At 74.3% G+C, this 24,702-nt stretch carries 22 protein-coding genes; 15 read left to right on the top strand and 7 right to left on the bottom strand.

The window, feature by feature from the left end; all coding sequences use genetic code 11:
- Positions 1-31 precede the first annotated feature (31 nt).
- The 6 genes from Ae505Ps2_RS22720 (at position 32) to Ae505Ps2_RS22695 (ending at position 6,115) form a co-directional block, all read left to right on the top strand.
- Positions 32-2,506 carry an FUSC family protein gene (locus Ae505Ps2_RS22720; RefSeq protein ID WP_139320206.1) on the top strand — a complete coding sequence of 825 codons (2,475 nt, stop codon included), beginning with the start codon at positions 32-34 and terminating at the stop codon, positions 2,504-2,506.
- 10 nt (positions 2,507-2,516) lie between these two features.
- Positions 2,517-3,257 carry an enoyl-CoA hydratase gene (locus tag Ae505Ps2_RS22715; RefSeq protein ID WP_075306252.1) on the top strand — a complete coding sequence of 247 codons (741 nt, stop codon included), beginning with the start codon at positions 2,517-2,519 and terminating at the stop codon, positions 3,255-3,257.
- 171 nt (positions 3,258-3,428) lie between these two features.
- Complete coding sequence (locus Ae505Ps2_RS22710; RefSeq protein WP_075333456.1) at positions 3,429-3,935, top strand: L,D-transpeptidase; 507 nt, start codon at positions 3,429-3,431, stop codon at positions 3,933-3,935.
- 74 nt (positions 3,936-4,009) lie between these two features.
- Positions 4,010-4,351, top strand: coding sequence for a BlaI/MecI/CopY family transcriptional regulator (locus Ae505Ps2_RS22705; protein ID WP_139318712.1), 342 nt, complete (start codon positions 4,010-4,012; stop codon positions 4,349-4,351).
- Between the two features lie 79 nt (positions 4,352-4,430).
- Positions 4,431-5,336, top strand: coding sequence for a M56 family metallopeptidase (locus tag Ae505Ps2_RS22700; RefSeq protein WP_075306255.1), 906 nt, complete (start codon positions 4,431-4,433; stop codon positions 5,334-5,336).
- Positions 5,333-6,115: a hypothetical protein gene (locus tag Ae505Ps2_RS22695; RefSeq protein ID WP_075553971.1), complete on the top strand. Its 783-nt coding sequence runs from the start codon at positions 5,333-5,335 to the stop codon at positions 6,113-6,115. Before Ae505Ps2_RS22700 ends, Ae505Ps2_RS22695 begins: the two co-directional genes overlap by 4 nt.
- On the opposite strand, the gene Ae505Ps2_RS34050 is transcribed toward Ae505Ps2_RS22695, so the two are convergent.
- Both Ae505Ps2_RS34050 and Ae505Ps2_RS22685 read right to left on the bottom strand, forming a co-directional pair.
- The gene (locus Ae505Ps2_RS34050) at positions 6,103-7,272 is read right to left on the bottom strand and encodes an oxygenase MpaB family protein (protein WP_075306259.1); all 1,170 of its coding nucleotides are present in this window, start codon (positions 7,270-7,272) and stop codon (positions 6,103-6,105) included. The genes Ae505Ps2_RS22695 and Ae505Ps2_RS34050 overlap by 13 nt on opposite strands.
- On the bottom strand, positions 7,269-7,976 hold the full coding sequence (locus Ae505Ps2_RS22685; protein WP_075333455.1) for a TetR family transcriptional regulator: 708 nt from the start codon (positions 7,974-7,976) through the stop codon (positions 7,269-7,271). Before Ae505Ps2_RS22685 ends, Ae505Ps2_RS34050 begins: the two co-directional genes overlap by 4 nt.
- 104 nt (positions 7,977-8,080) lie before the next feature.
- On the opposite strand from Ae505Ps2_RS22685, the gene Ae505Ps2_RS22680 reads away from it, so the two are divergent.
- Together Ae505Ps2_RS22680 and Ae505Ps2_RS22675 are read left to right on the top strand one after the other, a co-directional pair.
- On the top strand, positions 8,081-9,475 hold the full coding sequence (locus tag Ae505Ps2_RS22680) for a sigma 54-interacting transcriptional regulator (RefSeq protein WP_075311761.1): 1,395 nt from the start codon (positions 8,081-8,083) through the stop codon (positions 9,473-9,475).
- On the top strand, positions 9,468-11,426 hold the full coding sequence (locus Ae505Ps2_RS22675) for a VWA domain-containing protein (RefSeq protein ID WP_075333454.1): 1,959 nt from the start codon (positions 9,468-9,470) through the stop codon (positions 11,424-11,426). The genes Ae505Ps2_RS22680 and Ae505Ps2_RS22675 overlap by 8 nt, the downstream gene beginning before the upstream one ends.
- 29 nt (positions 11,427-11,455) lie before the next feature.
- Here Ae505Ps2_RS22675 and Ae505Ps2_RS22670 read toward each other — a convergent pair whose 3' ends face one another.
- From Ae505Ps2_RS22670 to Ae505Ps2_RS22660, 3 genes are read right to left on the bottom strand one after another with little or no spacing between them, the layout of a single operon-like run.
- Positions 11,456-12,337, bottom strand: a complete 882-nt coding sequence (locus Ae505Ps2_RS22670; protein ID WP_075553970.1) for an NAD(P)H-binding protein — start codon at positions 12,335-12,337, stop codon at positions 11,456-11,458.
- A 40-nt stretch (positions 12,338-12,377) separates the two neighbouring features.
- Positions 12,378-13,154, bottom strand: coding sequence for a transporter substrate-binding domain-containing protein (locus tag Ae505Ps2_RS22665; protein ID WP_075306266.1), 777 nt, complete (start codon positions 13,152-13,154; stop codon positions 12,378-12,380).
- Positions 13,155-13,165: 11 nt separating this feature from the next.
- The gene (locus Ae505Ps2_RS22660) at positions 13,166-14,041 is read right to left on the bottom strand and encodes a LysR family transcriptional regulator (RefSeq protein WP_075311763.1); all 876 of its coding nucleotides are present in this window, start codon (positions 14,039-14,041) and stop codon (positions 13,166-13,168) included.
- Between the two features lie 78 nt (positions 14,042-14,119).
- Here Ae505Ps2_RS22660 and Ae505Ps2_RS22655 point away from each other — a divergent pair, with 78 nt between their 5' ends.
- The 3 genes from Ae505Ps2_RS22655 to mshC all read left to right on the top strand — a co-directional run bounded on the left by Ae505Ps2_RS22655 (position 14,120) and on the right by mshC (position 16,614).
- Positions 14,120-15,112 (top strand): bile acid:sodium symporter family protein, encoded by a 993-nt coding sequence (locus tag Ae505Ps2_RS22655; protein WP_075553969.1) that lies wholly within the window; start codon positions 14,120-14,122, stop codon positions 15,110-15,112.
- On the top strand, positions 15,109-15,288 hold the full coding sequence (locus tag Ae505Ps2_RS22650) for a hypothetical protein (protein WP_020626491.1): 180 nt from the start codon (positions 15,109-15,111) through the stop codon (positions 15,286-15,288). The genes Ae505Ps2_RS22655 and Ae505Ps2_RS22650 overlap by 4 nt, the downstream gene beginning before the upstream one ends.
- Before the next feature lie 87 nt (positions 15,289-15,375).
- The gene (gene mshC, locus Ae505Ps2_RS22645; protein WP_075553968.1) at positions 15,376-16,614 is read left to right on the top strand and encodes a cysteine--1-D-myo-inosityl 2-amino-2-deoxy-alpha-D-glucopyranoside ligase; all 1,239 of its coding nucleotides are present in this window, start codon (positions 15,376-15,378) and stop codon (positions 16,612-16,614) included.
- A gap of 147 nt (positions 16,615-16,761) precedes the next feature.
- Here the strand turns inward: mshC and Ae505Ps2_RS22640 are convergent, their stop codons facing one another.
- Positions 16,762-17,892, bottom strand: a complete 1,131-nt coding sequence (locus Ae505Ps2_RS22640) for an MFS transporter (RefSeq protein WP_233147544.1) — start codon at positions 17,890-17,892, stop codon at positions 16,762-16,764.
- 8 nt (positions 17,893-17,900) lie between these two features.
- Positions 17,901-18,791: a PAC2 family protein gene (locus Ae505Ps2_RS22635; protein WP_020625551.1), complete on the bottom strand. Its 891-nt coding sequence runs from the start codon at positions 18,789-18,791 to the stop codon at positions 17,901-17,903.
- 99 nt (positions 18,792-18,890) lie between these two features.
- On the opposite strand from Ae505Ps2_RS22635, the gene metH reads away from it, so the two are divergent.
- The 4 genes from metH to hisG all read left to right on the top strand — a co-directional run bounded on the left by metH (position 18,891) and on the right by hisG (position 24,653).
- Positions 18,891-22,583, top strand: a complete 3,693-nt coding sequence (gene metH, locus Ae505Ps2_RS22630) for a methionine synthase (protein ID WP_075553967.1) — start codon at positions 18,891-18,893, stop codon at positions 22,581-22,583.
- On the top strand, positions 22,576-23,277 hold the full coding sequence (locus Ae505Ps2_RS22625; RefSeq protein ID WP_075306277.1) for an HAD family phosphatase: 702 nt from the start codon (positions 22,576-22,578) through the stop codon (positions 23,275-23,277). The genes metH and Ae505Ps2_RS22625 overlap by 8 nt, the downstream gene beginning before the upstream one ends.
- Before the next feature lie 165 nt (positions 23,278-23,442).
- The gene (locus Ae505Ps2_RS22620) at positions 23,443-23,706 is read left to right on the top strand and encodes a phosphoribosyl-ATP diphosphatase (RefSeq protein ID WP_075306279.1); all 264 of its coding nucleotides are present in this window, start codon (positions 23,443-23,445) and stop codon (positions 23,704-23,706) included.
- Positions 23,707-23,762: 56 nt separating this feature from the next.
- On the top strand, positions 23,763-24,653 hold the full coding sequence (gene hisG / locus Ae505Ps2_RS22615) for an ATP phosphoribosyltransferase (RefSeq protein WP_075306281.1): 891 nt from the start codon (positions 23,763-23,765) through the stop codon (positions 24,651-24,653).
- The last annotated feature ends 49 nt before the right edge of the window (positions 24,654-24,702 follow it).

Below are 24,702 nucleotides of genomic sequence, written 5' to 3'. Positions count from 1 at the left end.
CGGCGGTCGCGGTGCGTGTCAGACTCGCACCGTGACGCGGACGGTCGAGCGCGGACGGCGCATGCCGGTGCCGGCCCGGTGGGGCGAGCTGCGGACGTGGGCGGCCGCGGTCGACCCCGGCCACACCCGGCTGCACCTGGCCTCGGTCGCGACGGCGGCGATGCTGCTCGCCGCGGTGCTGGCGAGCGTGCTGCGCGCGCTGACCGGGCAGCCGGTCACGATCGTGCTGTTCTCCGTGGTGCTGGCGATGGTCAGCAACCTGGCGGTGAACGAGAACGACCTGCGACGGCGGCGGGTCACCACCGCCCTGATGGTGCTGCCCGCCGCGGCGTCGGCGACGGTGTCCGCGCTGCTGTCGACGAACCGGGTCGCGGCCGACGTCGTGTTCGTCCTGGTCATGGTCGTCGCCGTCGCGGTCCGGCGGTACGGGCCGCGCGGGGTCGCGCTGGGCATGGCGGCGTTCATGCCGTTCTTCTTCGTGCAGTTCCTGCACGCCGGCCCCGCCGAGCTGCCGTACCTGCTGGCCGGCGTGGTGATCGGCATCGGCAGCACCTTCCTGCTGCGCTGCCTGGTGTTCACCCGCCGCTCCGAGGCCGTGCTGGACGCGCTGTTCCGGGCGTTCGAGGCGCGGCTGCACGCGCTGCTGCTCACCGCCGTCGAGGCGGTGGAGACCACCGAGGGCGAGCCCGACCTCGACCCGCTGGTGCGCGCCCAGGCCCGGCTCAACGAGACCGCGCTGCTGGTGACCGACCGGCTCGACGACACCGACCCCGACCCCGACACGAACACCGACACCGACACCGCCGCCGGGACCGACACCCCGACCGACACCGCGACCGACGCTGGGAACGACACCGCCGCCACCGCGGGACCCGCCGCCGGCCTGCGGCAGTGGATCATCGACTCCGAGCTGGCCGCCGAACGGGTCGCGATGTCGGTCCGCCGGTCGGTCGAGCACCACGACCCGATCCCCGACGACGACCGCGCCGCGCTGGCCGAGGGACTGCGGGCCCTCGCCGCGGCCACCGCCGTCGGGACACCCGGCGCGATCGCCGCCCGCCTCTACGACGGCGCCCGGTCGGCCGTCGCCGAGATCGTGGACCGGCCGTCCGGGGTCGGGCCCGCCGCTCGTGAGCAGCGCATCGGGTTCGCCGTCGTCCGGCTCGCCGACGCGATGCAGACCACCGTCGAGCAGGCCCGGCTGCGGATCGCCGAGCACCACGACACCGACCGGGCGACCGCGGGCGGCGACCCGGTCCCCTCCGGCGACCCGGCCCCGCCCGGCGACACCGTTCCCTCAGGTGCCCCTGCTCCCTCCGGTGAGACCGTTTCCTCCGGTGAGACCGGTGGCGACACCCCGGCGGGTCGGGACCGGTTCGAGGGGCTCGCGCTGCACACCCGCCAGGCGGTGCAGGTCGGCGTCGCCACCAGCCTCGCGATCGTGGTCGGCGAGCTCATCTCACCGGCCCGCTGGTACTGGGCGGTGATCGCCGCGTTCGTGGTGTTCGCCGGCACCGCCAGCCGCGGCGACGTCCTGAGCCGCGGCTGGGCCCGCGCGGTGGGCACCGCGGGCGGCGTCGTGGCCGGGATGCTGCTGGCGCTGCTGGTGGGCGGCAACGTCGTCGCCAGCCTCGCGCTGCTGTTCGTCTGCGTGTTCCTCGCCCTGTACCTGGTGCGGATCTCGCAGGCGATGATGGCGTTCTGGATCACCGCGGTGCTGGCCCTGCTCTACGGCGTGATCGGCCAGTTCAGCGTGCAGACCCTGGTCCTGCGGGTGGAGGAGACCGTCGTCGGTGGCGCGCTGGGCATGCTCGCCGCCTACCTGATCCTGCCCACCCGCTCGCGCACGGCCTTCGCCGAGGCCCTCGACGACGCCCTCACCGCGGTCGACGTCTCCCTGCGCACCTCGGTCGACGCGGCACTGGGCCGCCCCGGAGCCGGTGACCCGCTGGAGCGGGCCCGCGCCGTCGACGCCGCGGTGGCCACCGTGCGGACCCGTGCGGTGCCGCTGGAGCACCCCGTCGCCCGCAGGCCGCTGCGCCGCGGGGTGCACCACACCGTCCGCGTCGTCGGGGCCATCGACCACTACACCCGCCAGCTCGCCGCCCAGGCCGCGACGGCGTCGGCGCCCGGCTGGGCCGCGACGCTGGAGCCCGCGGCCGAGCGGGTCCGCGCGGACCTCGACGGCCTGCGCCGCATCCTCGACGACGGCTGGGGCCCCGCCGACCGGCGCGAGCACCCGCCCGGCGCGAGCCCCGCCGACTACGGCGTCGGCTCCGCGGAGGAGCTGCTCGACGCCGCCGAGGCCGACGCCGCGTCGCGGGCGGTGGTCGGCCCCGGGACCGAGCGGACGCGGCGGCTGGCCGCGGCGCGGATGCTGCGCCGGATCGACCAGCTCGCGGTCGGGCTGGCCCGGGAGCTGTGCGGACAGAGCTGGAGCGAGCCCGCGCCCGCCGGGCGCGGCGCCGGTCACGCGGACGGGTCCGGGGGGTCGACCGCGGGTTAGGGTCCGGCCCGTGATCTCCGTGAGCACCCACGACGACGTCGGTCTGATCGAGCTGAACCGCCCCGAGCGCCGCAACGCCCTGGACATCGCGACCTGCCGGCAGCTGGTCGACGCCGCCGCCGAGGTCCGCGCGGCCGGCGCGCGGGCGGTCGTCGTCGCCGGGAACGGGTCGGCGTTCTGCTCCGGCGCCGACTTCGGCGAGGTCTACACCGACCAGTTCCTCGACGCGCTCTACACCGGCCTGCACGCGGTCGCCGACCTTCCGATGCCGACCGTCGCCGCGGTGACCGGGCCCGCGATCGGCGGCGGGCTGCAGCTGGCGCTGGCCTGCGACCTGCGGGTCGCCGCCCCGGAGGCGGTGTTCGGGCTGCCGACCGCGCGGCTCGGGCTGGCCGTGGACCCGTGGACGATCGAGCGGCTGGTGCAGATCGCCGGCGGCGGCACGGCCCGCAGTCTGCTGCTGGCCTGCGCCACGGTCGACGCCGCCACCGCGCACGCCCGCGGCCTCGCCGACACCCTCGGCGACCGCGACGCCGCACTCGCCCTGGCCCGTGACGTCGCGACCATGGCCCCGCTCACGCTGGCCTACAACAAGCGTGCGGTGAACGCGTTCGGCCGTGGCGGGCACACCGACCCGGCCGTCGTCGACGGGCTCGCCGCGGACTTCCGCGGCTGCTGGGCCGCCGAGGACATCGCCGAGGGCCGCGCCGCCCGCACCGAGAAGCGCGTCCCGGTGTTCCGGGGCCGCTGACCGCCGCCACCGACCGTCCGGCGCGCCTCGCGTACCGCCGATCGGGGGTATGCGATGCACCCGTTCAGTCCAAGATCGTGATCAACTACGGTTCGAGGACGACCGGTCGCGCTGTGCATCCGGTCGGTCCGGGCGGGTCGAGCCCGCCGGACCCGACGGAGGAGCGGACGGATGCGGGCACGGGGACGGAGCCGGATCGTCGGGCTCCTCGTGGCGGGTGTCGCACTGAGCGGTGCCCTCGCCGGGCTCGTGGTGGGCCCTGCGCTCGCCGAGCCGTCGGAGCAGCCCGACCCCACCGACCGGCAGGTCGCGACCGGCTCGCTCGTCGCCGGGACGCCGTGCACCTCCTCGGCGCGCGCCTGTGTGGACCTCGCGAGCCGCTCCACCTGGCTGATCGAGGCGGGCCAGGTCGTCGCCGGGCCGGTCGCGATGCGCCCGGGCGACCCGGAGGCCCCCACGCCGACCGGCACCTTCGCGGTGCAGTGGAAGGCCGAGCAGTGGACCAGCCGGGAGCGGCTGACCCAGATGCCGTGGTCGGTGTTCTTCGCCCAGGGCGGGATCGCCTTCCACCAGGGCGACCTCTCGACCCCGTCGGCCGGGTGCGTCAAGCTCGGCGAGTCCGATGCGCGCCAGTGGTTCGAGAACCTGCAGGTCGGCGACCAGGTGCAGATCCACTGACGACACACCCGGGTGTGAGCCATCTCCCGCGGGGGTTCTACGCGCAGTAGAAAGGTTCGCGTAGGATGACCTACGTGACGAGTCTGGGCGAGTTGGAGCGGGCGGTCATGAACGTCCTCTGGGAGTCGGACCGGGACATGACGGCCCGTGAGGTGCAGGATCAGCTCGCCGACCGCGACCTGGCCACGACGACCGTGCTCACCGTCCTCGGTCGGCTCGAGCGCAAGCAGCTGGTCCGGCGCATCCGCGACGGCCGCGCCCACCACTACCGCCCGGTGGCCAGCCGGGAGGACCACGTGGCCGAGCTGATGACCGACGCGCTCGACGACGCGTCCGACCGCGGCGCCGCCCTCGCGCGATTCCTCGGTTCGATGTCGGAGGAGGAGCGGTCGCGCCTGCGTGACCTGCTCGGCTGAGCGCCGGACGGTCGAGGATCCTGTCCGGTCGCGGGGGTGATGCGGCGCCGCGGCGCGCCCTCCGCGACGATGTGACGCGATGGAGCTGACCGCGCTCGGACTCGGGCTGCTCGGCGTACTGCTCGCCGAGCCGGTCAGCCGTGCCCTGGCCCGGGCGCGCTGGCCCGGCCGCGACCCGGTCGGCGCGCTGCTGCTGTGGCAGGCCGTCGGGCTGGGCGGCGGCATTTCGCTGTTCGGTGCCGGGCTGGCCTACGGGCTCTCCCCGATGGGGGAGAGCCTGCCCTCGGCGGCCGCCGCGCTGGCGTCGTCGCTGTCGGCCGGGGAGTGGCCGGAACGGATGGACCCGTTGCACGTCGGGGCGCTGCTCATCGCGGTCGGGGTGCTGCTGCGGCTGCTGTCGGTGCTGGTGATCACCACCGTGCGGACGCTGCGGGCCCGTCGCCGCCACCGCGACCTGCTCGACGTGCTCGCCTCGCCCTGGCCCTACGCCTCCGGTACCCGCGTGCTCGACCATCCCGTACCGGTCGCCTACTGCCTGCCCGGGCGCAGCTCCCGGCTGGTGGTGTCGGCGGGGGTGCTGGACGCGCTCGACACCGCCGGGGTCGTCGCGGTGCTCGCGCACGAGCGGGCACACCTGCGCGAACGCCACGACCTGGTCGTGCTGCCCTTCATCGCGTGGGGTGCGACGGCACCGTTCGTGCGCGGCATGGTGCACGCCCAGCTCGCGGTGGCCCGGCTGATCGAGATGCGGGCCGACGACGTCGCCCGCAAGCTCTGCGACCCGACCGAGCTGGCGACCGCCCTCAAGGCCGTCGGCGGGTCCGCGCCGGCGGCGGCGCTGTCCTCGTTCACCGATGCGCTGGAGGCCCGGATCGACCGGATCACCGCGCCGCCGGCCCCGCTGCCGCGTGTCGTGCACGGGCTGGTCCGGCTGGTCGCGGTCGCGCTGGTGGCGATCCCGGTGTGGCTGCTGGTGGCCCCGTGAGCGGCCCGGTCCGGGCGTTCCCCGGGGCGGAGGCGCTGGTGCGGGTGCACGCGGCGTCGCTGCCCCAGCCCGACCAGCTGGCCGGGCCGTTCGTCGCCCGGCTGCTCGTCGCCGCGCTCTCGCCGCTGCCCGCACCGACGGTGGCGGCGTTCGCCCACGCGGCGGGCACCCGGGTGCGGCCCGGCGACGACGTGGCGTCGCGGCCGCCCGGGGCACCCGCGGACGCCGACTACCTGCAGGGACTGCCGGTCGCCGCGGACGACGAGCCCTCCGGCACCCCGGTGGCCGGCCTCGGACGCGCGGTCGAGGAGTTCTCCGGCGAGTCGCTCGCGGCGGTCCCGGCGGCCGGGGACTGGACCGGCGACCGGCTCGTGGGGCTGCTCGGTGCGGTCACCGGCGACGGCCCGGTCGGGGTGCTCGCGTCGCTCGCGACCGGTGAGCTGGGCGCCGCCGCGCCCGCCGTCGCCGACCTCGACGCCGGGGCCCGCCCGGGGCCGGACTGGTCGGTCGCGCACGTCGTCGCACTGTGGGGGCGCCGGGACGGCCCGGCCGGGCCGCTGCTCGCCGTCGCCGACACCTACCCGCAGCTCGGGTCGCCGGACCTCGGCCCGGGTCTGCACCTGCAGCCCGCGGACCGGGTCGCCGCCGCACTCGGCCACGGCGGAGGCATCGTCCTGGTCGGGCCGGACCGGCGGCGCGCCGCGCTGGCCGGGGCCGTCGAGGCCGCCGGGCTGTCGTCGCGCTGGTGGGACGGCCCGGACCGACCTCAGGCGCCGTAGGCCTCGAACAGGGTGGGGCCGTCGTCGGCGAGCAGCGCCCGGGTCGCGGCGATGTTGCGGACCCGCACGGCCTCCAGCGACGCCGGGCTGCGCCGGACCCACCGGCGCTGCAGCGCGACCATCCGGCCGAGGGCCGCGACGGCCAGCTCCCACCCGGGGCTGCGCCGCAGACCCAGCCCGGTGGTCACCGCGGCGCCGTGGAAGCGCCGGGCCAGTGCCCGCAACAGGCGCCGGCCGTGGGGCACGGGCAGGCGCAGCGGCTCGACGAGCAGCACGGCGACGGCCCCGATCAGCGCCCCGGCCAGGGCGCGTGACTCGGGGGCTGGCGGTCCGGTGACGGCGCTGACCAGCGCGTCGAGCTCCTCGGCCGCGGCGTGCGAGGTGACGTCGCGGACCAGCTCGGGGTCGATGCCGAGCTGATGGGCCAGCAGCTGCCAGCAGGCGTAGACCTCGGTGATCTCGGCGGGGGTGAGCCCGAACCCGATCGTCGCCTCGGCCCGCATCGAGACGAGCGTGAAGTCCAGCCAGGTGCGGACCAGGTCGAGCTGGTTGACCGGGGTGCCGTGCACGGCCTCGTCGAGGCCGCGGTCGCGGGCGAGCACGCGCATGTGGGCGTGCAGCACGCGGACCTGCAGGGTGCCGACGTAGCCGGGGCTGCCGGGCCGCATGCCGCCGGGCAGCGTGGCGGCGAGCAGCCAGGCGCCGGTCTCGGTGAGGCGGCGCTCGGCGGACTCCACCAGCCGTCCGGTGGTGCCGAGCAGCACCGCGATCGACGGCGAGCCGTAGGTGCGCAGCAGTGCCCCCGCCGACAGCGACAGGGTGTGCACCGCGGGCGGCGCGGTGAACATCGGTCGGACCCCGGTGTCGAGGATCGCGGGGTCGGTGCCCGCGGGCACCGACTCGGCGGAGCCGAGCAGGGCCGCGACGGCGGGGGAGGGGTCGGTCAGCGAGGCGAGTCCCTCGCGGATGCCGCGCTGCAGCTGGGCGGTGAGCGCCCGGCCGCCGTCGCGGCCCGCGGCGCGGATCTCGGCGACGACGGCGTCGGCGAGCGGGTCGCCGGTGGTCCTGGCGCGCAGCGCGAGGTCGGCGCGGGCGGGGCCGAAGCGGGCGGCGACGGCGCCGCGGTCGGGCGCGCCGGGGGATCGGGTGGCGGTCACGGGAACCGGTCCTCCTGGGTCTCGGGCCGCGGCCGTCGGGTCCGGCGGCGGGTCTCGGGCCGGGGCCCGTGGCGGGTCTCGTCGCGGTCGTCGTCGGTGGGGAGCCCGGCTCCGGCGAGCAGCCGCGCCATCCGGGCCCGCAGCTCGTGCTCCGTCGGCGGTGCGGGGGCGAACACGGCGAGCGCGGACAGCCCGAAGACCCCGGCGAACAGCTCGCGGGCCCGCTCCCGGTTCCCGACGTGGTCCTGGATGAGGTCGATCAGGGCCGCGTCGGGTTCCGGGTCGGGTACCGGATCGGGTTCCGTGCCGTGCGGGCCGGTGGCGCCGCCGTGTCCCCGGGCGACGCGGACGCGCAGCTCCAGCATGGTCAGGAACACCGGGCGGCGGGGGCCGAGCAGGTCGGCCAGGTAGGCGGTGCAGGCGTCGAGCAGGGTCAGCTCGCCGGAGCGGGCCCGGCGCGTGAGCTCGCTCAGCCGTGCGACGGCGTCGCGCTCCAGCTCGACCACGACCGCCTCCAGCAGCGCGTCGACGGTGCCGAAGTGATAGGTCGCCGCCGCGGCGGAGGCGCCCGCACGGTCCGCGACCTGGCGCAGCGTGAGCCGGTCGAAGCCGTGGGCGACGACGACGTCGACGGCGGCCCGCACCAGCGCGCGACGGGTGTCGGCGCCGCGTCGTCGTCGTCCGTCGGGGCGGGCATCGGCCATACCGACAAACTATCTGTACAGCCAGACAGATTCCAGTCCGGTCCCGCGGAACATCGTTCCGCGACGACGCGCTGCACCCCGGGAGCGGGCGTAGCGTGGAGAGCGTGCCCGTCACACCTGACCTTCCCCGTACCGTCGGCTCACTGCGTGCGTCCGGTCACGTACAGCGCCCTGTGAAGCACGAGATCCGCGACAACCTCCTGGCGGCCCTGCGCGAGGGCCGCGACCCCTGGCCCGGCATCGTCGGCTTCGACGACACCGTCGTCCCGCAGCTGGAGCGGGCCCTGATCGCCGGCCACGACCTGGTGCTGCTCGGTGAGCGGGGCCAGGGCAAGACCCGGCTGCTGCGCTCGCTGGCCGGGCTGCTCGACGAGTGGGCCCCGGTCATCGAGGGCTCCGAGATCGGCGAGCACCCCTACGAGCCGATCGTCCCCGCCTCGATCCGGCGCGCCGCCGAGCTCGGCGACGACCTGCCCGTCGCGTGGGTGCACCGCGACCACCGCTACACCGAGAAGCTCGCCACGCCCGACACCTCGGTCGCCGACCTGATCGGCGACGTCGACCCGGTCAAGGTCGCCGAGGGCCGCTCGCTGGGCGACCCCGAGACGATCCACTTCGGGCTCGTCCCGCGGTCGCACCGCGGGATCGTCGCCATCAACGAGCTGCCCGACCTGGCCGAACGGATCCAGGTCGCGCTGCTCAACGTGATGGAGGAGCGCGACATCCAGGTCCGCGGCTACACGCTGCGGCTGCCGCTGGACGTGCTGCTCGTCGCGAGTGCGAACCCCGAGGACTACACCAACCGCGGGCGGATCATCACCCCGCTCAAGGACCGGTTCGGCGCCGAGGTCCGCACCCACTACCCGCTGGAGCTGGCGCCCGAGGTCGAGCTCGTCGCGCAGGAGGCCGACCTCGTCGCCGAGGTGCCGCGACACCTGCTCGAGGTCGTCGCCCGGTTCACCCGGCACCTGCGCGACTCCTCCGCGGTCGACCAGGGCTCGGGGGTGTCGGCCCGGTTCGCCGTGGCCGCCGCCGAGACGGTCGCCGCGGCGGCGCTGCGCCGTGCCGCGCTGACCGGGGAGGAGACCCCGTACGCCCGCCCGGTCGACCTGGAATCCGTCCCCGCGGTGCTCCGCGGCAAGATCGAGTTCGCGTCGGGGGAGGAGGGGCGCGAGGACGAGGTGCTGGAGCACCTGCTGCGCCGCGCCACCGCCGACACCGCCCGGTTCGCGCTCCGCGGCGTCGACCTCGACGAGCTCGCCGACGCGGTCTCGACCAGCCCGGTCCGGACCGGCGAGCGGATCCCGGCGAAGGACGTCGTCGCCGCGCTGCCGCAGGTCGACGCGCTCACCGAGATCGCGGCCAAGCTGGGCGCCTCGGGCACCGAGGACCCGGGGCCGATGGCCTCGGCGGCGGAGCTGACGCTGGAGTACCTGTTCCTGACCCGCAAACTGGCCAAGGACGAGAGCGACGACGGAGACACGGTGTCGTATGGCTGATCCCAGGCGTCGTCGCCGCCGTTACGCCTACGGCCCCTACGCCGGCGGGCCCGACCCGCTGGCGCCGCCGTACGACATCCGCGCGGCGATGGACCAGATCGGTCGCGACGTCATGGAGGGCTCCTCGCCGCGCCAGGCGCTGCAGGAGCTGCTCCGCCGCGGTCTCGACGGGCGACGCGGCCTCGACGACCTCACCCGCCGGGTGTGGGAGCGGCGCCGCGACCTGCAGCGCGACAACCGGATCGACGGGACGCTGCAGGAGGTCCGCGAACTCCTGGCCCGGGCGCTGGACGCCGAGCGCGAGTCGCTGGGCAGCGAGGACTCCGACGACGCGCGGTTCCGCGAGATGCAGCTCGACGCCCTGCCCACCGACACCGGCGGCGCGGTGCGCGAGCTGGGTGAGTACGACTGGCGCTCCTCCGACGCCCGCGAGGCCTACCAGGAGATCCGCGACCTGCTCGGCCGGGAGATGCTCGACCAGCGCTTCGAGGGCATGAAGCAGGCGATGCAGAACGCCACCCCCTCCGACGTCGAGCGGATCAACGCCATGCTCGACGACCTCAACGACCTGCTCGACCGCCACGCCCGCGGCGAGGACACCACCGAACGGTTCGCCGAGTTCATGCGCGAGCACGGCGAGCACTTCCCGGAGAACCCGCAGAACACCGAGGAGCTGGTCGACGCGCTCGCCGCCCGGGCCGCCGCGGCCCAGCGGATGATGAACTCGATGTCGGCCGAGCAGCGGGCCGAGCTGGCCGAACTGGCCCAGCAGGCGTTCGGCGACCCGCGGCTGGCGCAGTCGCTGGCCCGGCTGGACACGCAGCTGCAGGGCCTGCGTCCGGGCGAGGACTGGTCGGGGAAGGGGAACTTCCGCGGCGAGAACCCGATGGGCATGGGCGAGGCGACCCGCGCCCTGGAGGAGCTGGGGCAGCTCGACGCGCTGGCCGAACAGCTGGCGCAGAGCTACCCCGGTGCGCGGATGGAGGACATCGACCTCGACGCGCTCACCGAGATGCTCGGCCCGGAGGCCGCCGCCGACGCCCGCACCCTGGCCGAGCTGGAACGCGAGCTGCAGCGCCAGGACCTGTTCCGGCGCGCACCCGACGGCTCGCTGCTGCTCTCGCCGAAGGCGCTGCGCACGCTCGGGCAGTCGGTGCTGCGCGACGTCGCCGACCGGATCTCCGGGCGGTCGGGGCAGCGCGACACCCGGCGTGCCGGGGCGGCGGGCGACGCGACCGGGGCGACCCGGCCGTGGGCCTTCGGGGACACCCAGGCCTGGTCGGTGCCCCGGACCCTGCTCAACGCCCAGCTGCGCCGCGCCGGTGGCGACGGCCGGGCACTCGACGTGTCCGACGTCGAGATCGTCGAGACCGAGCAGCGCACCCGGGCCGCCGTCACGCTGCTGGTCGACACGTCGTGGTCGATGGTCGCCGAGGGCCGGTGGGTGCCGATGAAGCGCACCGCCCTGGCCCTGCACCAGCTCATCTCCACCCGCTTCCGCGGCGACGACCTCTCGCTGATCACGTTCGGCCGGCACGCGCAGACCGTCGAGCTGGGCGAGCTGATCGGGCTGGAGGGCGTGTACATGCAGGGCACCAACCTGCACCACGCCCTGCTCCTGGCCCGCGAACGGCTGGCCCGCCAGCCCGACGCGACGCCGGTGGTCCTGGTGGTGACCGACGGCGAGCCGACCGCGCACCTGGAGCCCGACGGCGAGGCGTTCTTCGACTACCCGCCCAGCCCGTACACCCTGCGGGCGACCGTGGACGGGCTGGACAAGCTGATCGGGATGGACGCGGCGTTCACCTTCTTCGTGCTCGGCGACGACCCGGGGCTGCTGTCGTTCGTGAACCGGCTCGCCCGCCGGGCCGGGGGACGGGTGGTGCAGCCCGACCTCGACGGTCTCGGTGCCGAGGTGGTCTCGGACTACCTGCGCCGCCGCACCGGCTGAGCCGCAGCAGCGTCGGCGGCCCGCTGCGGTCAGGTGGGTTCCGGTGCGCGCAGGTGTTCGGCGGCCCAGCTCCGCAGGGTCGTCGGGGTCGTCGAGACCGCGTCGCGGCGCTGCTCGGGCACGTACCCGGGGGCGGCGAGCCCCTCCGCCATCCCGGCGACCGCGTCGACCTCGGCCGGGGTCATCCCGTCCCCGGCCAGGATCTCCCGGAACTCCCGGCTCCCGAGGGGCACCGCACGGACCGGGTGGCCGAGGACCTCGGTGAGCACCGCCGCGGCGTCGTCGAACGTCAGGTCCGCCGGCCCGTGCACCGCCTGGACCAGCCGCCCCGACCACACCGGACCGAGCAGCCGCACCGCGGCGACGGCGGCGATGTCACCGGGCGCCACCCACGGCAGCGGACGGTCCGGCGGCCACGGCGTCGACAGGGTCCCGCCGGCGAGCTCGTCGGCCGCGTGCAGCAGGTTCGACATGAAGTAGCCGCACCGCAGGTGCAGCACCGGCGCACCGGTCGCGTCGAGGGCCTGCTCGGTCGCGGCGAGGCCGTCGATGTCCCCCACCCCGCGACGCAGCTCCGCCCCGCCGCTGCTCTGGAACACCGTCGCGCTGATCCCGTTGCGTCGCACCGCCTCCGCGACGGCGGCCGCGCAGGCCGCGTGGTGGGCGAGCGGGTCGGTGCCGGGTCGGCCCGGCGGGTTCACCCAGTACAGCCGGTCCGCGTCCAGGGTGGCGCCGACGACGGCGTCGGCGTCGGTCTGGTCCGCGACCACCGGCTCGACCAGACCGGCCAGGTCGGGTGGCAGTCGTGCCGGGTCGCGGAGCAGGGCCACCGGCCGGACCCCGGCCTGCACGAGCAGGCGCAGGACCCGGGAGCCGACGGTGCCGGTCGGTGTCGTCACGACGATGCGCATGCCCGCACCGTCGCACAGGGGTCCGACAGCGGGTGTGGGGTCAGCCGAGCCAGGGGCGGGCGAGGCGGTCCCAGGTGCCGTCGGTGCGGGCGGTGCGCAGCCAGTCGTTGACGCGGGCGGCGAACACCGGATCACCGGGCGGCATCAGGTAGGCCTTCTCCGAGTCGGTGAACGGGGCGTCGGGGTGCACCGCGCAGAGCACCCCGGGGTGCCGGGCGGCCTGCCAGCGGGTCTCGATCGCGTCGGTGACCATCAGGTCGGCGCGGCCGGCCACGATCTCGTCGAAGATCGTGGAGTTGTCCGGGTGGTCGACGATCGTCGCGCGGGTGAAGGTCTCCCGGGCGAAGCGCTCGTTGGTCCCGCCCGGGTTCACCACGACCCGCACGCCGGGCCGGTCGATGTCGGCGACCGTGCCGTAGCGGGCGACGTCGGGGCAGCGCACGATGGGCGTCTTGCCGTCGCGCAGGTAGGGCTCGGTGAACACCGCCCGCGCCGCGCGGTCGGGGGTGACCGAGATGCCGCCGACGGCGATGTCGCAGCGCCCGGCGACGACGTCGTCGAGCAGGGTCGCCCAGGTCGTGCGCACCGGCTCGGCCCGGGCGCCGAGCTCGGCGGCGAGGTCGCGGGCCATGTCGACGTCGATCCCGGACCAGGTGCCGTCCGCGGCCAGCGCGGTCAGCGGCCGGTAGTCACCGGTCGAGCAGACCCGCAGCACCTGCGACGACGCGACCCGCTCCAGCGTCGGGGACCCCGGCGCGGGTGCGGCGCACCCGGTGACCAGCAGCAGGAGCAGCAGGACGATCGGCGGGCGGCACACGGTCCGGGACCCTAGCCGCCGATCGGGGGAGTCCAGGACTCCGGACGGAGGTCGGCCGAGCGGATGCTGCGGACCAGCGCCTCGGCCGGGCCGCTGCGGCGTCGTCCGTGCGCCAGCACCACGTCGACCGGACCCAGATCGGGCAGCCCGGCGTGTTCAGGCACGACCTCCAGCCCGTCGGGGACCAGCGTCGCGGCGTGCGCGAGCACCCCCAGCCCGGCGAGCGCGGCGGCCCGCAGCCCGGACAGGCTGCCGCTGGTACAGGCCATCCGCCACGGCCGCCCCGCGGCCTCCAGGGCCCCGACGGCAGCGGTGCGCGAGAGGCTCGGCGGGGGATAGGCGACGACCGGCACCGGGTCGCCGGGGCCCAGCGGCAGCCCGGGCGCCCCCACCCAGACGAACCGGTCGCGGCGCACGACCAGCCGGCCGTCGTCGGGGCCGGGCAGGCGCTTGGCGAACATGAGGTCCAGCTCCCCGGCGGCGAGGCGGCGTTCGAGATCGCCGGCGAGGCCCACGGTCAGCTCCAGGTCGACCTCGGGATGGCGACGGCGGAAGTCCGCAAGCACCGCGGGCAGCCGGGTCAGGACCAGGTCCTCCGACACCCCGAACCGCACCCGGCCGTGCACCCGCGAGGCCCGGAAGTGCGCCATCGCCCGGTCACCCGCGTCGAGGATGGTGGCGGCGAACTCCAGCATCGCCTCGCCGTCGACGGTGAGCGACACCGAGTGGGTGTCGCGTTCGAGCAGCGCGCGTCCGACCGTCGCCTCCAGGCGTCGCACGTGTTGGCTCACGGTGGACTGGCCGACGCCGAGGCGCGCGGCGGCCCGGGTGAAGCTGCGGGCGCGCGCGACGGCGGCAAAGGACCGCAGCTGTACGGGGTCGAGCACCCGGTCATCGTAGTTCGCGGACACAGTCATGGTGATCAGCCGGTTTCCCGATCGGGACCCGGCTTGCAGGATGGAACCATGCGTGTCCGTCCCGACCCCTTCCTCGTGCTGCTCCTCGTGACGGTCGGTGTCGCGTCGCTGGTCCCCGCGCGCGGCGCGGCGGTCGGGGTGGTCGACGTCGCCGTCACCGCGGCGCTCGCGCTGCTGTTCTTCCTCTACGGCGCCCGCCTCTCTGCCGCCGAGGCACTGGGCGGGCTGCGGAACTGGCGGCTGCACGGCACCGTCCTGGCGGCCACGTTCGTCCTGTTCCCGCTGCTCGGGCTGTCGGTGCTGCTGCTGCCGGAGTGGCTGCTGCCCGCGCCGCTCGCCGCCGGGGTCGTGTTCCTGTGCTGCCTGCCCTCGACCGTGCAGTCCTCCATCGCCTTCACCGGCGTCGCCCGCGGCAACGTGCCCGCCGCGATCGTCGCGGCGTCGGTGTCGAACGTGCTCGGCGTGGTCCTCACCCCGGTGCTGGCCGCACTGCTGCTGGCGACCAGCGGCGGCTTCGACGCGTCGAGCTTCGGCGACATCGCGCTGCGCCTGCTGGTGCCCTTCCTCGCCGGGCAGGCCGCACGGCCGCTGATCGGCCGGTTCGTCGCCCGGCACCGGACGCGGCTGGCGCTGGTCGACCGCGGATCGATCCTGCTGGTCGTCTACGCCGCGTTCAGCGAGGGCGTCGTGGCGGGGATCTGGGGACGGCTCACCCCGGTCTCGCTGCTCGTGCTGCTCGGGATCTGCCTGGTGCTGCTCGCCCTGGTGCTCGCCGCGACCGCGTACGGGTCCCGCGCGCTCGGGTTCGACGACGCCGACCGCATCGCGATCGTGTTCTGCGGGTCGAAGAAGTCGCTGGCCAGCGGACTGCCGATCGCCGGCGTGCTGTTCGGTGGCCCCGCCGGGGCACTGGTCGTCCTGCCGCTCATGCTGTTCCACCAGATCCAGCTGATGGCCTGCGCGGTGATCGCCGAGCGGGTCGGCCGGCGTCGCGCGGCCCTCGACACCGAGCGGGCCGCCGAGGCAGCATCGCAGGCGTGACGCCGTCCGCCTGCCGCCTCTGCGGCGCCCCCGGCCCCGACGACGCCGGGGTCGCCGCCGTCGCGGGCTGGGTGACCGACCGCGACGAACGCGGCCGGGACGGGCGGCTCTGCCCGGCCTGTGCCCGCCGCCACGTCCGCGACATCGAGTCCAAGCTCGACCACCGGTGGTGGTGACCGGCGCCAGGGCCTCGCCGGAATCTGCGACGGGCACCGCGCGTTCGCATGTGTGACCGCTTCCGAGAGCTAGGTAGGTTTGACCGCATGGAGACCTGGGCCCCGACCGACGTCCCGGCACTGGAGGGCAGCGGCCCGCCGCTGCGCCTGCACGACACCGCCACCGGCCGGGTCCGGCCCACGGCGCCCGGCCCGGTCGCGACGATGTACGTCTGCGGGATCACCCCCTACGACGCGACCCACCTCGGCCACGCCGCCACCTACCTGACGTTCGACCTGGTCAACCGCTACTGGCGCGACCTCGGACACGACGTGCACTACGTCCAGAACGTCACCGACATCGACGAGCCGCTGCTGGAGCGCGCCGAGCGCGACCAGGACGACTGGATCGTGCTGGGCCTGCGCGAGACCGCACTGTTCCGCGAGGACATGAAGGCCCTACGGGTGCTGCCGCCGCGGGAGTTCGTCGGCGCGGTCGAGGCGATCCCCGAGATCGCCGAGCTGGTCGAGAAGCTCGTCGCCTCCGGCGCGGCCTACCGGATCGACGACCCGGAGTACCCCGACGTCTACCACGACGTGTCCGCCACCGGGCACTTCGGCTACGAGTCGAACTACGACCTCGACACCATGCTGGCCTTCTCCGCCGAGCGCGGCGGCGATCCGGACCGGCCGGGCAAGCGCAACCGGCTCGACCCGCTGCTGTGGCGCACCGCGCGCCCCGGTGAGCCGGCCTGGGACTCGGGTCTCGGTCGCGGTCGTCCCGGCTGGCACGTGGAGTGCGCCGCGATCTCGCTGAACCGGCTCGGCCCGCAGATCGACCTCAACGGCGGCGGCTCGGACCTGATCTTCCCGCACCACGAGTGCGGTGCCCTGCACGCCGAGTCGCTCACCGGTGAGCACCCGTTCGCCCGGCACTACGTGCACACCGGCATGATCGGCCTCGACGGCGAGAAGATGTCGAAGTCCAAGGGCAACCTGGTCTTCGTCTCGAAGCTGCGCAACGCCCGCGTCGACCCGAACGTCATCCGGGTCACCCTGCTCGACGGGCACTACCGCACCGACCGGGCCTGGACCGACGAGGTACACGCGACCGGCGACCGGCGGGTGGCCCGCTGGCGCGAGGCCGTGGGGCTCGACGCCGGGCCGGCCGCGACCGAGCTGGTCGCCAAGGTGCGAACCCATCTCGCCGACGACCTCGACACCCCTGGTGCGCTCGCCGCCGTCGACGCCTGGGCCGAGGAGGCGCTGACCCGCCGCGGCACCGACACCGCGGCCCCGCAGCAGGTGCGCACCGCGCTGGACGCGCTTCTCGGGGTGCAGCTGTAGATCGGCTGTAGAGCAGATGAGGACCGCGCGGCCCGCGCCGCACTGAGCGCAGGTGCGGCGCCGCCGGTGGTGCCGGAGGCCACCCACGCCCGCACCCCGGAACGGGTCTACCTCGACGACCTGCGGGCGCACGCCGTCGGGCGGGCCTCAGACGCGGCGCGCCCGGTCGACCGCGAGGACGGCCGGCGCGCCCGCCGCGAGCAGCGCCGCCGGCGCGAGGAACGCCACCAGCGGGTCCGCGTGGTACACCGGCGTCAGCGCCACCGGCGACGCCGCCGTCCCGGCGAAACGGACCGCCTGCACCACCGACACCGCCCCGCCCCCGCCGCCCCCGGCCGGACCGAGGACCAGCGCGTTCACCCCGACCAGGACGAGCTGGCTGCACACCCCGCCGACCGCCCACAGCGCGACGACCACCCCGAGCCACGGGACCAGCCCGATCGCCGCGACGAGCACGCCGCCGACGACCGACCCGGCCAGTACGCAGCGCCGCGCCCCGAACCGGTCCACCGCCCCGCCGATCACCCGCGCGGTCAGGATCCCGGCGACCCCCAGCGCGGTCAGCACCAGCCCGCGCGGCCCCGAGCCGAGCCCGAAGACCTCCTCCAGCCGCAGCGCGAGCAGGAAGTTCAGCCCGGCCAGGCAGCCCCAGCCGATCCCGGCGACCAGCCCGAGCCGCAGCACCGGGCCGGTCCAGGCCGCCCGCAGCCGTGGCCGGGGGTCGCCGTCGGACGGCGCCCCGCCGCCGGGGATGCCGATCACCGCCAGCACCAGGGCCACTCCCGCGGCGCCCCAGAACGCCCACCGCCAGTCCACCTCCGCGGCCAGCCCGCCGACCAGCGGCGCCGAGGTCTGTCCGGCCGCCTGCAGCGACCCGAACCAGCCCAGCACCCGGCCGAGGCGGTCCGGCTCCACCGCGGCGGCCAGCGCCGCCAGCAGCAGGGGAGTGGTGAAGGCGTTCGCGACGCCCTGCAGTGCCCGCCCCGCCAGGAACAGCGGCCAGGACACCGCCAGCACGCAGACCAGCGAGGCGACGACGTAGAGCGCGTACCCGGCGACGACGGTGCGCCCCCGCCCCCACCGGTCGCCGAGGGTGCCCGAGACGAGCATGACCCCGGCGAACGGCAGCAGGTACGCGGTGATCGAGACCGACGCGGTCGCCGTCGGGACGCCGAACTCGGTACCCAGCTCGGGCAGCATCGCCGCGGTCATCCCGCCGCCGAACGGGCCGAGGAACGCCCCGGCGAACAGCGCCCCCCGGCGCAGGGCGGTGACCACCGGGCGGGTCAGGAGTTGGGGCCGCGGCGGCGCAGGTAGCGCTCGAAGTCCGCCGCGATCGAGTCCCCGGAGGTCTCGCGCAGCTCGGTGCGGGCCTCCTCGTCGTCGGACTCCGAGGCCTGCTCCTCCAGCTGGCGGACGTACTCGCGGACCTCGTCGTCGGCGTCGGCCATCTCCGAGACGGTCCGCTCCCACTCCTCGGCCTTCTCCGGCAGCACCCCGAGCGGCACCTCGACGTCGAGGGACTCCTCGATCCGGTGCAGCAGCGCGACCGCGGCCTTGGGGACCTGGGCCTGCGAGACGTAGTGCGGCACCTCGGCCCAGTAGGAGACGGCCGGGATGCCGGCCTGCACGCAGGCCTGCTGGAAGACCGCGACGATCCCGGTCGGGCCCTCGTAGTTCGACGGCTCGGTGCCCATCGCCTTCTGCGACTCCGCGTCCCAGGATGTGCCGTTCACCGGCGTCGGCCGGGTGTGCGGGACCTCGGTGAGCAGGGCCCCCAAGGTGATGACCTTCGTCACGCCGAGACGCTCCGCGTGACCCACGAGCTCGGCGCAGAACGTCTTCCAGCGCAGGTTCGGCTCGATCCCGTTGACCAGGACGACATGGCGGTCGGTGCCCGGCAGCGTCGCCCAGGACAGCCGGGTGGTCTGCCACTCGATCCGTCGGGTGACACCGTCGGCGAGCTTGACGTGCGGACGCGTGACCTGGAAGTCGTAGTACTCCTCTGGATCGATCGAGGTCAGAGGCTTCGCGTCCCAGCTGAGCTCGAGGTGCTCCAGCGCGGTGCTCGCGGCCTCACCGGCGTCGTTCCATCCCTCGAACGCGGCGATGAGGACCGGATCGACCAGGTGCGGAGTGCTGTCGCCACCCGTGATGCTCGGCTCTCGGTCGGTCATCTCCCCAGCCTACGACCCCGCGGGCGCGGGGCCTGGTCGCTACCCCTCCAGCAGGTACCCTGGGGGATCGTGTCATCTACGACGGGAGCGGATCACTCGGTGGGCACCTCGGCGCACGACAGCACCCTCCGCCCGGTCGACCCCGAACGGGTCCGGCGGGCTGCGCAGCGTACCGAGCAGCTGACGGAGCTCCTCGGCCGTCGCATCGCGGTGATCGACGGCGCCTGGGGCACCGTCATCCAGGGCCTCGGCCTGACCCCGGAGGACTACTCCGCGGACTGGCTGAAGGGCCACCCCAAGGACACCAACGGCGACCCGGACCTGCTCAACCTCACCCGTCCGGACCTGATCCTCCAGGCGCACCGCAACTACTTCGACGCGGGCGCCGACCTGACGACGACCAACACCTTCACCGCGACCACGATCGGCCAGGCGGACTACGGCCTGGAGTCGAAGGTCGACCAGATGAACGTGGCCGCGGCGCGACTGGCCCGCGAGGCCGCCGACGAGGCCGAGAAGGCCACCGGCGAGCCGAAGTGGGTGGCCGGCTCGATCGGTCCGCTGAACGTCACGCTGTCGCTGTCGCCGAAGGTCGAGGACCCCGCCTACCGCGCGGTGTCCTACGAGCAGGTCTACGACTCCTACGCCCAGCAGATCGCCGCGCTCGACTCCGGCGGCGTCGACATCCTGCTGATCGAGACCATCTTCGACACGCTGAACTCGAAGGCCGCGCTGCAGGCCGCGCACGACGTCGCCCCGCACCTGCCGGTGTGGATCTCGGTGACCATCGTCGACCGCTCCGGGCGCACGCTGTCCGGGCAGACCGTCGACGCGTTCTGGACCTCGGTGCGCCACGCCGCGCCGCTCGTCGTCGGGCTGAACTGCGCGCTGGGCGCCGACGAGATGCGCCCGCACGCCGTCGCGCTCGCCGAGATCAGCGACGCGTTCGTCGCCACCTACCCCAACGCGGGCCTGCCGAACGCCTTCGGCGGCTACGACGAGACCCCCGAGCAGACCGCGGACTACCTCAAGGAGTTCGCCGAGTCCGGGCTGGTCAACATCGTCGGCGGCTGCTGCGGCACCGGCCCGGAGCACATCCGGCACATCGCCGACCGGGTCAAGGGGCTGCCGCCGCGGGTCCCGGCCGAGCCGCCGCAGCGCACCCGCTTCTCCGGTCTGGAGCGCTTCGAGATCGGCCCCGACACCGGCTTCGTGATGATCGGTGAGCGCACCAACGTCACCGGGTCCAAGCGGTTCCGCAGGCTCATCGAGTCGAAGGACTACAACGGCGCGCTGGACGTCGCGCTGGACATGGTCCGCGGCGGCGCGAACATGCTCGACGTCAACATGGACGCCGACCTGCTCGAGTCCGCCGACGAGATGCGCACCTTCCTCAACCTGCTGGCCACCGAGCCCGAGGTCGCCCGGCTGCCGATCATGATCGACAGCTCGCGGTGGTCGGTGATCGAGGCCGGCCTGCAGTGCGTGCAGGGCAAGGGCGTCGTCAACTCGATCAGCCTCAAGGAGGGCGAGGAGCCCTTCCTGGAGCAGGCCCGCAAGGTCAAGGCCTACGGCGCGGGCGTCGTCGTCATGGCCTTCGACGAGGACGGCCAGGCCGACACCGCCGACCGCAAGGTCGAGATCTGCGGACGCGCCTACGACCTGCTCGTCGAGAAGGCCGGGCTCGACCCGCACGACATCATCTTCGACCCGAACATCCTTGCCGTCGCCACCGGCATGGAGGAGCACAACGACTACGCGAAGGCCTTCATCGAGGCCTGCCCCCGGATCAAGGAGCGCTGCCCCGGCGCCCACATCTCCGGTGGTGTCTCGAACCTGTCCTTCGCCTTCCGCGGCAACAACGTCGTCCGCGAGGCCATGGACTCGGCCTTCCTGTTCCACGCCATCAAGGCCGGCCTGGACATGGGCATCGTCAACGCCGGCCAGCTCGCGGTCTACCAGGACATCCCCGCCGACCTGCTCGAGATGGTCGAGGACGTCCTGTTCAACCGTCGGCCCGACGCCACCGACCGGCTCGTGGAGAACGCCGACCGGTTCAAGGGCGAGGGCACCCAGCGCAAGGTCGATCTGACCTGGCGGGAGAACGACGTCCGCGCCCGCCTGGAGCACGCCCTCGTGCACGGCATCGTCGACTTCGTCGAGGCCGACACCGAGGAGGCCAGGGCGCAGGCCGCCCGGCCGCTCGACGTCATCGAGGGCCCGCTGATGGACGGCATGAAGGTCGTCGGCGACCTGTTCGGCGACGGCAAGATGTTCCTGCCTCAGGTCGTGAAGTCCGCCCGCGTGATGAAGCGCGCCGTCGCCTACCTCGAGCCCTTCATGGAGAAGGAGAAGGAGGAGGCCAAGGCCCGCGGTGAGATCGACACCCGTGGCAACGGCAAGGTCGTCATGGCCACGGTCAAGGGCGACGTGCACGACATCGGCAAGAACATCGTCGGCGTCGTGCTGGGCTGCAACAGCTACGAGGTCATCGACCTCGGTGTGATGGTGCCCGCCCAGACCATCCTCGACACCGCCGTCGCCGAGGGTGCCGACGTCGTCGGGCTGTCCGGCCTGATCACCCCCTCGCTCGACGAGATGGTCAACGTTGCCACCGAGATGGAGCGGCGCGGCCTGAAGCTGCCGCTGCTCATCGGCGGCGCCACCACCTCCCGCCAGCACACCGCGGTGAAGATCGCCCCGCAGTACCAGGGCACCGTGCTGCACGTCCTGGACGCCTCCCGGGTCGTCGGGGTCGTGTCCGACCTGCTCGACGACGACCGCGCCGAGGCCCTGTCCGCGCGCAACGACGACGACCAGCAGCGGCTGCGCGAGCAGCACGAGGGACGGCAGGCCAAGCCCCTGCTGCCCTTCGCCGACGCCGTCGCCAACCGCGAGGTCGTCGACTTCGGCGAGCTGCCCGTCCCGGAGTTCACCGGGGTCCGGCCCTGCGAGCCGACGATCGCCGAGCTCCGTGAGCTGATCGACTGGCAGTTCCTGTTCCTGGCCTGGGAGCTGAAGGGCAAGTTCCCGCAGATCCTGAACTCCCCGGTCGCGAAGGAGCTCTACGACGACGCCAACGCGATGCTCGACCAGATCATCGCCGAGGACCGGTTCACCGCCCGCGGCGTCTACGGCTTCTGGCCGGCCCACGCCGAGGGCGAGGACATCGTGATCTCGCCCGGCGGCGGCGACGTGCGGCTGCCGATGCTGCGCCAGCAGACCGTCAAGCCACAGGGGCGGGCCAACCGGAGCCTCGTGGACTACGTGGCGCCCGAGGGGGACCACCTCGGCGCGTTCGCGGTGTCCATCCACGGCGCCGAGGACATGGCGGCCGAGTTCGAGGCCGCGCTCGACGACTACAAGGCCATCATGGTGAAGGCGCTGGCCGACCGGCTCGCGGAGGCCTTCGCCGAGTACGCCCACCGGCAGGCCCGTCGCGAGTGGTTCGAGCCCGACGCGAACCAGGCCGTCGAGGACCTGCACGCCGAGCGGTTCCGGGGCATCCGGCCCGCGTTCGGCTACCCGGCCTGCCCGGACCACACGCTCAAGCGGCCGCTGTTCGACCTGCTGGGCGCGGAGGAGACCGGCGTGGGGCTCACCGAGTCCTTCGCCATGACCCCGGCGGCCGCGGTCAGCGGCATGATGTTCGCCCACCCGGAGTCGCGGTACTTCACCGTCGGCCGGATCGGGCCCGACCAGGTCGCCGACTACGCCGGCCGGCTCGGCGTGGACGTCGCCGTCGTCGAGAAGTGGCTGCGCCCGAACCTGGGCTACACCCCCGATGCCTGAGCCGACGACGATCCGGCCCGCGGGCGTGCTGCTGGACATGGACGGCACCCTGATCGACTCGGAGAAGGTGTGGGAGGTCGCGCTCAACGACCTCATGAAGCACCTCGGCGCCCCCGAGCTGAGCCTCGGGGCCCGGCTGGAGTCCGTCGGCGGTTCGCTGGACTCGTCGCTGCGGATCTGCTTCCGGGAGGCCGGACGCGACCCGGACACCGTGCCCGCCGACGAGTACCGCGAGACCGGCGAGTGGCTCTACGACCGCGCCGGGGAGCTGTTCACCCACGGTGTGCCGTGGCGGCCGGGCGCCCGGGAGCTGCTCACCGCGCTGCGCGAGGCGGACATCCCGGCCGTGCTCGTCACCAACACCATCCGGGTGCTGGCGGAGCGGGCGCTGGAGACGCTGGGCCGGGAGCACTTCGTCGCCGTCGTGCCCGGCGACGAGGTGCGCGAGCCCAAGCCGCAGCCCGAGCCCTACCGGCGCGGCGCCGAGCTGATCGGGGTCGACCCCGGCGACTGCGTCGCGGTGGAGGACTCGCCGACGGGTGCGCTCTCGGCGGAGCGGGCCGGCTGCGCGGTGCTGGTGGTGCCCTGCGAGCTCGACGTGCCGGCCGGACCGCGCCGGGTGCTGCGCGAGACCCTCGCCGGGGTCGGCCCGGCCGAGCTCGGGGCGGTCCTCGCGGAGGTCCGGGCCCGCTGAACGGCGCAGGCACCGGCGTGAGCGGGCCGTTCGCGGCGATGAACGGCACCGCACCCGGGGGTTGCTCACTCCGGGTGAACCACCCGGCGCGGTCCGTTGCCCACACGGCTTACCGCCCCGGATGCGCCCGGCATGCGGCACAGGTCACCGTTCACACTGGTACCCGTGAAGACTTTCGACGACTTGTTCGCCGAGCTGGCGGCCAAGGCCCGGGACCGGCCGGCCGGCTCGGGGACCGTCGCCGCGCTCGACGCCGGGGTGCACGCCCAGGGCAAGAAGGTGCTCGAGGAGGCCGGTGAGGTCTGGATCGCCGCCGAGTACCGGGGTGACGACGAGCTGGCGGAGGAGATCTCGCAGCTGCTGTACCGGCTGCAGGTGATCATGCTTCAGCGGGGGCTCACCCTCGAGGACGTGTACAAGCATCTGTAGGCCGACCCGGCCCACCGACACCACCACCACCGATGACGACCGTCAGGAGAGCGGAAATGCTCCGCGTGGCACTGCCGAACAAGGGCACCCTGGCCGAGCCCGCCGCGACGATGATGCGCGAGGCCGGGTACCGCCAGCGGACCGACTCGCGCGACCTCAGCGTGGTCGACGAGGAGAACGAGATCGAGTTCTTCTACCTGCGGCCCAAGGACATCGCGACCTACGTCGGCAAGGGTGACCTGCACCTGGGCGTCACCGGCTTCGACCTCATGGAGGAGTCGGGCAGCCAGACCCAGGAGATCATCCCGCTCGGCTTCGGCAGGTCGCGGTTCCACTTCGCCGCCCCGGCCGACGCCGACTGGAAGATCGAGGACCTCGACGGCCGCAAGATCGCGACGTCCTACCCCCGCCTGGTCCGCTCCTACCTGTCGGGCAAGCGGATCGGCGCCGAGATAGTGAAGCTCGACGGCGCGGTGGAGATCTCCATCCAGCTCGGTCTGGCCGACGCGATCGCCGACGTCGTGTCCTCCGGCCGCACGCTGCGCCAGCACGGTCTGCAGATCATCGGCGAGGCCATCGCCACCTCGCAGGCCACGCTCATCGAGCGGGAGAAGCGGCACGACCGCGCCGAGGACGCCGAGACCACCCGTCTGAAGAAGGTCTTCGCCGACCGGCTGCAGGGCGTCGTCGTGGCCCACGAGTACCTGATGATGGACTTCGACTGCCCGGAAGGGCTGCTCGAGGCGGTGGAGAAGGTCGCGCCGGGCCTGCAGGCGCCGACGGTCTCGCCGCTGTCGAAGAAGGGCTGGGTCGCGGTCCGCACGATGGTGCGCACCAAGGACACCAACCGCGTGATGGACAAGCTCGCCGACATCGGCGCCACCGCGATCCTCACCTCGGAGATCCGGTCCTGCCGCGCGATGACGGTCAACGGCCACGGCCACTGAGCACGTCCCCGTCCGACGTCCGTTCCCCCCGCGGCGGCCCGCCCCCGGT

The sequence above is a fragment of the Pseudonocardia sp. Ae505_Ps2 genome (assembly GCF_001932425.1).
Taxonomy (GTDB): Bacteria; Actinomycetota; Actinomycetes; order Mycobacteriales; family Pseudonocardiaceae; genus Pseudonocardia.
Note: the sequence above shows the minus strand (reverse complement) of the source record. Positions and strands in the feature narration are given on the sequence as shown.

Bases quoted from the DNA above. Each gene is read 5' to 3' on its own strand.
- Ae505Ps2_RS22710 (WP_075333456.1), top strand. From the start codon at position 3,429: ATGCGGGCACGGGGACGGAGCCGGATCGTCGGGCTCCTCGTGGCGGGT.
- Ae505Ps2_RS22700 (WP_075306255.1), top strand. From the start codon at position 4,431: ATGGAGCTGACCGCGCTCGGACTCGGGCTGCTCGGCGTACTGCTCGCC.
- Ae505Ps2_RS22685 (WP_075333455.1), bottom strand. From the start codon at position 7,976: ATGGCCGATGCCCGCCCCGACGGACGACGACGACGCGGCGCCGACACC.
- Ae505Ps2_RS22675 (WP_075333454.1), top strand. From the start codon at position 9,468: ATGGCTGATCCCAGGCGTCGTCGCCGCCGTTACGCCTACGGCCCCTAC.
- Ae505Ps2_RS22670 (WP_075553970.1), bottom strand. From the start codon at position 12,337: ATGCGCATCGTCGTGACGACACCGACCGGCACCGTCGGCTCCCGGGTC.
- Ae505Ps2_RS22655 (WP_075553969.1), top strand. From the start codon at position 14,120: ATGCGTGTCCGTCCCGACCCCTTCCTCGTGCTGCTCCTCGTGACGGTC.
- mshC (WP_075553968.1), top strand. From the start codon at position 15,376: ATGGAGACCTGGGCCCCGACCGACGTCCCGGCACTGGAGGGCAGCGGC.
- Ae505Ps2_RS22635 (WP_020625551.1), bottom strand. From the start codon at position 18,791: ATGACCGACCGAGAGCCGAGCATCACGGGTGGCGACAGCACTCCGCAC.
- Ae505Ps2_RS22625 (WP_075306277.1), top strand. From the start codon at position 22,576: ATGCCTGAGCCGACGACGATCCGGCCCGCGGGCGTGCTGCTGGACATG.
- hisG (WP_075306281.1), top strand. From the start codon at position 23,763: ATGCTCCGCGTGGCACTGCCGAACAAGGGCACCCTGGCCGAGCCCGCC.